Raw genomic sequence first — 1,244 nt, 5'->3', positions numbered from 1 at the left:
GACGGGCGCCATGATGGCGACCGCCGCCGGGCCGAGCGCGCCCACCGCGGTGATGGCGGCGGTGATGAAGAACATGACCCAGGGAATCAGCGCCACGCGGTTGCGGACGAGCTTCACGGCGCCCTGCACCAGCAGGTCGATGGTCCCGTTGTTCTGCGCGATGGCGAACAGATAGGTGACGCCGACGAGGGTGAGGAAGAGCCCGCCGGGGAACTCGGCAATGATGTCGTCGGTCTCCATGCCCAGGACCACGGCTCCGAGCAGGAACGCGCCGACGAAGGCGAGGGCACCCATATTGATGGGCAGCAGTGTGGCGATCAGGAACATCGCCGCAAGGATGATGATCGAGAGCAGTGGAGCGGACATCTTTATCCTCCAGCGGACGTTTAGATGTGAGGTGGATTACAGGCTCACTGGACTAGACTCTAGGAGAGCGCGGTGGCTTGTCAACCGGCCGCGCCCTGTTGACACCGACCACCTGGAGGTCCTCATGCCGGATTCGCCGGTCCCTGGAGCGCTCGGGCGCATCGCGCGCCCGCGGCTGTACGAGCAGCTCGTGGAGCAGTTGCTCCGCCACATCGAATCCTCGAAGCTCGGGCCGGGAGACCTGCTGCCTGCCGAACGTGAGCTGGCGGAGCGGCTCGGGGTTTCGCGGGCCACCCTGGCACAGGCCCTGGTCGCCCTGGAAGTCCTCGGTGTCATCGACGTCCAGCATGGAACCGGAGCGGTGCTGCGCCACCGCCCGAGTATTGCCGCCGTCATCAAGGGGTTGCGCGAGCATCAGAGCCGGCTTCCGGACATCGTGGAGGCCCGCAGCACCCTTGAGGTGCGGCTTGCCTCCCTCGCCGCCGAACGGCGTACGGAGCAGGACCTGACGGCTATCGAGGCCGCCCTCGGGACGATGCAGGCGGAGATCGACGACGGCGACCGCGGCGCGCGCGGGGACGAGAAGTTCCACCAGTCGGTGACGGCCGCGGCCCACTCCCCGGTAATGGCGCAGTTGATGGCCTTCATCGGGGAAATGGTGCTGGAAACCCGGCTCGAATCCCTGGCACAGCCCGGCCGGCCGGAACAGTCCCTGGAATCACACCGGGTCATCGCCCTGGCGATCCGGGACCAGGACGCGTCGGCGGCGGCCGAGGCCATGCAGAAGCACATCGAGCTGGTCTCCGACGTGGCGCTGCTGAAGTAGGTGGTTCGCCGGTCGGACATCGTTTTCGAAAACGACGGGCGCACCGGATCAA

Annotated in this window: 1 protein-coding gene and 1 pseudogene; one reads left to right on the top strand and one right to left on the bottom strand. The window is 66.9% G+C overall.

Annotated features, from left to right (window positions below):
• A pseudogene (locus tag Y704_RS0115085) lies at positions 1-366 on the bottom strand (hypothetical protein); the annotation flags it as partial.
• A gap of 124 nt (positions 367-490) precedes the next feature.
• On the opposite strand from Y704_RS0115085, the gene Y704_RS0115080 reads away from it, so the two are divergent.
• Complete coding sequence (locus Y704_RS0115080) at positions 491-1,192, top strand: FadR/GntR family transcriptional regulator (RefSeq protein ID WP_026550736.1); 702 nt, start codon at positions 491-493, stop codon at positions 1,190-1,192.
• Positions 1,193-1,244 lie beyond the last annotated feature (52 nt).

The sequence above is a fragment of the Arthrobacter sp. Br18 genome, from assembly GCF_000520555.1.
Classification (GTDB): domain Bacteria; phylum Actinomycetota; class Actinomycetes; order Actinomycetales; family Micrococcaceae; genus Arthrobacter_D.
This window is presented reverse-complemented; position numbering and strand designations above follow the sequence as displayed.

What these genes read in the sequence shown, in the direction of transcription:
- Y704_RS0115080 (WP_026550736.1), top strand. Translation starts at nt 491, where the DNA reads ATGCCGGATTCGCCGGTCCCTGGAGCGCTCGGGCGCATCGCGCGCCCG.